The sequence below is a fragment of the Micromonospora sp. NPDC049230 genome, from assembly GCF_040647875.1.
Classification (GTDB): Bacteria; Actinomycetota; Actinomycetes; order Mycobacteriales; family Micromonosporaceae; genus Micromonospora.
Genome location: NZ_JBEZCZ010000065.1, coordinates 20,991 through 27,376, shown reverse-complemented (window position 1 = coordinate 27,376; position 6,386 = coordinate 20,991). Strand labels below are relative to the sequence as shown.

Sequence of the window (6,386 nt, the reverse complement as noted above, 5' to 3'; positions counted from 1 at the left end):
ATGGTGGGGTCGAAGCCGCGGACGTCGGTGAGGAAGCCGCCGTGGCGGGCGTAGGTGTGGCCGGGGGTGTCGGGGTCGGGGTGGTAGTAGCGGTCGTTGTCCCAGCGGTCGGTGGGGATGGGGGTGATGGCGGTGCGTGCCTCGGTGAGCAGTCGCCAGAACTCCTCGGGGCCGTCCGCGCCGGGGAACCGGCACCCGATACCCACCACCGCGATTGGCTCGGACGCCGGTGGCGCGGAGCTGTCGTGGTGCGACTCCGCCGGTGCCGTCGCCAGTGCGCGAGCGGCGGCGGCGATCGTCGGATGGTCCCAGGCGAGGGTGGCGGGTACGTCACGGCCGAGCCGCCGGGACAGCTTCTCCGCGATGCCCACCGCCTGCACCGAGGCCAGACCGAAGTACGTGAACGACTCGTTCGGCGAGACGTCCCGCACGGCGCAGTGTGCCGATTCGGCTATCAGCAGTCGTAGCTGGCTCTCGATGTCGGCCGGCGTCCAGGTCCGCGAGGCGGCGCCGGTGACCGTGCCGTGGGCCGGCGACGTCGCGGCGGGTGACATGACCTCGTCGCCGGTGGTGGTGGTGACGTCGGGCGGCGCCCCCAGCCTCGCTGCCTCTTCGTCGTCGTCGCTGGCGATGGGCACCGGAGGCGGATAGTCGCCGTCGAGGTACCTGGCCCGAGCGGCACGACGCTGGATCTTGCCGCTCGACGTCGTCGGAAGGGCACCCGGCCGGACGAGCACTATCGCGTCGGCGGCCAACTGGTGTTCGTCGGAGATCCGGCGTCGGATGGTCGCGGCGATCCGGCCGTGCTCGGCGGGGTCGAGCCGACGTCGAGGCAACTCCTGGATCACCACCAGCGAGGGTTCGCCAGCGGCCTCGACCGAGAACGCGGCGCACCGCGTCGAGGCGAGCGCGGGATCGCTGTCGATGCTCGTGGCCTCGATGTCGTGGGGATAGACGTTGCGCCCCCAGAAGATCATCATGTCGTCGACGCGACCTGTGACGTACAGCTCGCCGTCGAGCATCGCGCCGAGGTCACCGGTACGCAGGTACCGCTGCTTTCCGGTGCCGATGGTGTTGTGGAACGCCCGTGCGGTGGCCTCCGGGTTGTCCAGGTACCCGCCGGTCACGCTCTTGCCGCGAAGCCAGATCTCACCCACCCGGCCCGCACCGGCACGGCGGCCGGTCGACGGATCGACGATCTCCACTGTGGCGCCGGACACCGGGCGCCCCGAGCTGACCAACGCACGCGCCTGCGCAGGATCTGTCGGCGGCAACACCCGGCCCGCTTCGAGCTCGTCCTTGGCGACGTATCGCACCACCGGCTCGGCACCTACCGCGTTCGTCGACACCACGAGAGTGCTCTCGGCCAGGCCGTATCCGGGAATGAGGCTGGACCTGCGGAACCCGCAGCTGGCGAAGGTGCGCGCGAACGCGTCCAGTGTGGTCACCCGAACCGGCTCGGCGCCGTTGACCGCCCGCGTCCAGGTCGACAGGTCGAGATGCTGCCTGGCCTGGTCGTCGATTCGATCGACACACATCTGGTACGCGAAGTTCGGTGCGAAACTCACGACTCCGCCGTACCGCGTGATCGCCTCCAACCAGCGCAGCGGCGACCGGACGAAGGCCATCGACGCCAGGTGTGTCGACGGAAACCCGGAGAACAACGGGAAGACCAGGCCGGAGAGCAGCCCCATGTCGTGGTAGAGCGGAATCCAGCTGACACCGTGTGTGTCGGGGTTGAAGGAGAGGCGACTCTCGGTCGATCGGGCGTTGGCCAACAGATTGCTGTGGGAGACCCGCACGCCCTTGGGCATGCCGGTCGAGCCCGAGGTGTACTGGAGGAACGCCAGAGTGGCGCCCGTCGAGCCAGTGGGCTGCCAGTCCCGCCCGGAGCCCTCGGTGACATCGTGTCGGACGGACAACCAGCGCGCCTGCCGCAGCGACGATCCGACCTGCCCGGCCAGGTCGGACGGCAGACGATTCGGGTCCGTCGCGTCCGGTGGCGGCTCGGACAGCACGATGGCGGGGCCGCAGTCGCGCGCGATCGCCTCGATCCGGTCGTGACGCCCCGAGGCGACCGGTGGGTACGCGGGAACCGCTACCAGCCCCGCGTAGAGGCAGGCGAGGAAGGAGGTGACGTAGTCGAGGCCCGGCGGGCACAGCAGGAGGACCCGATCACCGGGGTTCGCCGCCTGGCTGAGCGCGGCCGCGACATCCCGGACGCGGGCTTCGAGCCCGCCGTAGGTCAACTCGTGCACGACGGGCGGCGCGGACCCCACGTGGTCGAGGAACCGGAAGGCGAGGCGGTCGGGTTGGCGCTCGGCGCGCTGCCGGAGCAGCGCGTTGATCGTCTGCGGGCGTGCCGTCACGACTGTGCCCCCCGTGTCCTCGGTGCGTTCGCACTCGTGCTTCCGGAAGCGCTGCGCTCAGTGGCGCGTGGGGCAATTCCCGACGCCGCCGAGTAACAGTGTGCGGTGTTGAGGGCTAGGGGATCTTTTAGTTCTGGCGGAGAGAAACGCATTTACCGGAGACAATCCGAAGACATTTATCGAAAGTTTCGGTTAATTCCGTCACCTGACTGCCCGCAGGCGTTGCATAAGTTTCCGACGGTTGGGTTCGCCGGGGTCGCCGACGGCCGGCACCGCCGAACCCGAGCTGGCGACAGGCGGCGGCTGGGCGGGTGCGACGCGCGGGCGCGGCGGTCAGGCGCCGATGCGGAGGGGGAGCGTGAGCAGGCCGCGGACGAGGGTGCCGGAGCGCCAGCCGAGCTCTTCGGGCGCACGGGCCAGCGTCAGACGCGGGAACCGGGCCAGCAGCGCGTTGAGGGCGATCTCCCCTTCGAGGCGGGCCAGCGGGGCGCCGAGGCAGTAGTGGATGCCGTGCCCGAAGGCGAGGTTTCCCCCCTCCCGCCCGATGTCGAGTCGGTCCGGGTCCGGGTACTGGTCGGCGTCACGATTGGCCGAGGTCAGCGCGACGAGGACGAACTCGTCGGCGGGGATCGTCGTTCCGCTGAGCACGACGGGTTCGGTCGTGTAGCGGAGGGTGGCCATGTTGAACGGTCCGTCGTAGCGCAGCAGTTCCTCCACCGCCTGCGGTGTGCGGGTGGGGTCGGCACGCAGCGCGGCCATCTGCTCGGGGTGGCGCAGCAGCGCGAGGACGCCGTTGCCGATCAGGTTGACGGTGGTCTCGTGCCCGGCGATCAGGAGGAGGAGCACCATGTCGAGCGCCTCCTGATCGGACAGCGCGTCGGCGCCGTCGGTGGCGACGAACATCGAGAGCACATCCGGGCCGGGGTGGCGTCGCTTGTCGTCGATGAGCGTGCGGAGAAAGGCGGCCAGGTCCCCGTACCTGCGCGTTGGTGAGGGCCTGCCGGACAGGATCCCGTTCGACCACTCCCGAAACGCGTCCCGCTGTTCGAGTGGCACACCGAGCAGTTCGGTGATCACGGCTATCGGAAGTGGAGACGCGAAGCTGTCCAGCAGGTCGAACTCCCCGCCGGTGCCGGCCGCCCCGGCCTCCACGGCGTCCAGCAACTCGTCGGCGATCTGCTCGATCCGCGGGCGGTAGTGCGCGATGCCGCGCGTGGTGAACGCCCTGCCGACCAGGCGCCGCAGTCTGGTGTGGTCCGGCGGATCGCTGTTGAGCATGTGGTGGGCCGCCGACTTGACCACATTGTGGAACTTGTCCGGGTCGGTGTGGCGTTCCATCAGGCGGACGACCGACGCGCTGTTCTTCGCCAATCGTGGATCGGCAAGCACGGCCCGCACATCTCGGTGGCGGGTGACCAACCAGGCCCGGATTCCGGACGGGACGACGATGCGCACCACCGGTCGTTGCTCGCGGAGCACCTTGTAGAACTCGTGTGGCTGCGCCAGTTGGTCGGCGTCCAGAACCAAATGATCGTCAACGGTGGCGTCGAGGGGGGCTGCCTCGGTCACGAGTCCTCCTTTGGGTGGCGAGTGACGCCGACCCAAACGGTGCGACGTCAGACGGTCTTGCGCTCACCCACCAACGACCCGTGCCAACTACCCCGCGAAAAGTGTACGCGACTGTCAATGACCGCTGTCGATTGAATTCCACCTCGGCCCGGCCGGGCGGCCCGTGCGATCCGGGCGGGCTCGGCATGCCGCCGCGCCCGCCCGGTCACGGCCATCAGGCCAGCGGTGCGAGCCTGAACTGCTGGTTGGTCTGTCCGTGGCAGTCGTACAACTGGATCTGGGCGCCGTTGGCGGTGCTCCAGACGTCCAGGCATCGGCCGGACTGCACGTTGCTGATGGTGCCGTTGGAGTTGACGTTCCACTGTTGGTTGGTCTGGCTGTGGCAGCCGTAGATCTGGACCGCGGCACCGTTGCCGGAGCCCGCCGCGTCCAGGCACATGTTGCCGTACACCTGTAGTTGCTTGCCCGTGGTGTAGGTCCACGCCTGGTTGGACTGTTTGTTGCAGCCCCAGAGCTGCACCCGGGTGCCGTTGTTGTGGGAGGCGTTGGGCACGTCGACGCAGCGGCCGGACTGCGTGCCGATGATCTCACTGGCGGAGGTGGGTGGGACGCTGGGCGAGGCGGTGGGGGTCGGCGTGTTGGTGGGCGTGGGAGTGTTGGTGGGGGTCGCCGTCGGGCTGGTCGGCGTCGAGGGCAGCAACGGGCAGGTGCTGCGGTAGGTGACCACGCCGCTGTTGTCCAGCAGCGGGCAGAGGAACTGGCTGTACCGGGCGTCGTTGTCGACGAACATCTTGACGAACGGCAGCATGGTCCGGACCATCACCGGGTTCGACCGCCCGACCATGAACCCGTGATCCGCACCGGCGACCTCCAGGTAGACGCTCTCCGTCGTGGTCGGGAGGCTGTTGTACAGGCCGGTGGCGTAGGACGGGGTGACCACCGTGTCCGCCTGCCCAGCGAAGATCATCGTGGGCACCCGGTCGTTGGCCAGGTTCGACGAGGGCGAGTACGGCGCGATGCCGACCACTGCCTTCAACGACGGGCGTCGGATGGCCGCGCTCAGCGCGCCGCCGCCGCCCATCGAGTGGCCGGCGACCGCCAACCGGTTGGGGTCGACCCGGTCGCGGACCGGGCTCTGCTGTGTCAGGTAGTCCAGCGCGGCGAGCAACTGGGTGCCTCGGGCCGTGTCGAAGTCGTTGCGGCTGTTGGTCTCGATGCCGATCACGACGAAGCCGTGGGAGGCCAGCCACGGCCCCATCCAGGCCAGCTCGGCGGAGAACAACGCTGTGTAACCCGGCGAGATCGCGATGGCCCCGAAGGTGCCCTGGCTGGTGTCGGTCGGGTAGTAGATCCTGCCGCCGTTGAAGCCGAACCCGGTCGGGACGCTGACCGACGTGTTGGCGAAGGGGCCGTTCACCGCGGTGACGCTGGTCCGGGTGGGATCGGGGCCCCGCTGGTACGGGTTGTCGGCGGCCGAGGCCGACCCGGTCGTCACCGTCAGGGTGAACAACCCGACCACTGCCGCGATCCCGGCCGCGGCGATCGTGAACAGCCGCCCGCGAAGACGGGAGGGTCGCCGGTCGGCACGGGTGTGCCCGGAGGGTGGTGGCTGGTGTGCGTGTCCTCGCACTGTCGGTACCTCCTGAGGGTGGGTGGGGTGCGGAATTTTCGGGGCCGTTCCGGAAGGACCGAGCGTTGGTGGTCGGGTGCGCCGGTGGAACGGGGCCGGGACGCGATGCGGTTCCTCCGGTGGCGAGATAGGACAATCCTCTTCGCTGGCCGAGGCGGAGGCCCTGCTCGGATGGCGGGGGCCACGATGCCGCGTCCGGTGCGGAAAGGATCATGTTAACGTTCACACGTATCGATGGCCTTCAGGCTGGCAGAAGGTTCCAGGATTATCAACCGGTAGTTTCGGACCTGTTGCGGAGTAGGAGGTCACGCCCGGGTCCGGCCGGTGGAGCAAGATCAACTGAAGGCCGGAAGGGTCGACAGCTCACTTCCGGCGATCGGTCGCCGCCTCAGCGCCCGCGACGGAGGTTGTCGGCGATGCGGTCCACCGCCTGCTTCGCCTCGATGAGGCTCGTGCCGGTCTGCTCGCGGTAGGCGCGAACGGCCTCGATCGTCCGGCCGCCTTCCAGGTGCCGGATCACCTCTGGCTCCACGGGCTCGGCGATGCCGAGGTGATCCATGATCAGATCGAGCTTCCGCTGGACGGCCGCGAGTTGGGTCACCGAGCGGCGCTTCTCCTGGGACCACGCCCCGACCGCAATGCCGATCGATCCGATCGCGGCGATGACGAGCAGTGTCGCTTCCCACGGAACCATCAGCACATCCAATCACCGGCCGGCCCGGCCGGCCAGGCCGGCCCGGAGCCCGCGCGGATGCCCAGCTCATGGACGTCGGAGAACATAATTTATTAAATAATATTGACATGCGCGCGCGACGGCT

The 6,386-nt window shown here is 68.9% G+C and carries 4 protein-coding genes; all 4 read right to left on the bottom strand.

The genetic code is table 11. The annotated features are described in order from the left end of the window. A partial coding sequence (locus tag AB0A95_RS32805; RefSeq protein ID WP_357559628.1) for an AMP-binding protein occupies window positions 1-2,369 on the bottom strand: 2,369 nt, incomplete at its 3' end. Between the two features lie 333 nt (window positions 2,370-2,702). Further along, entirely contained in the window at window positions 2,703-3,938 is a 1,236-nt protein-coding gene (locus AB0A95_RS32800) for a cytochrome P450 (RefSeq protein WP_357559626.1), read from the bottom strand. 214 nt (window positions 3,939-4,152) lie between these two features. Continuing rightward, entirely contained in the window at window positions 4,153-5,568 is a 1,416-nt protein-coding gene (locus AB0A95_RS32795) for a ricin-type beta-trefoil lectin domain protein (protein ID WP_357559625.1), read from the bottom strand. 388 nt (window positions 5,569-5,956) lie between these two features. After that, on the bottom strand, window positions 5,957-6,274 hold the full coding sequence (locus AB0A95_RS32790) for a hypothetical protein (RefSeq protein ID WP_357559623.1): 318 nt from the start codon (window positions 6,272-6,274) through the stop codon (window positions 5,957-5,959). Window positions 6,275-6,386: the final 112 nt, after the last annotated feature.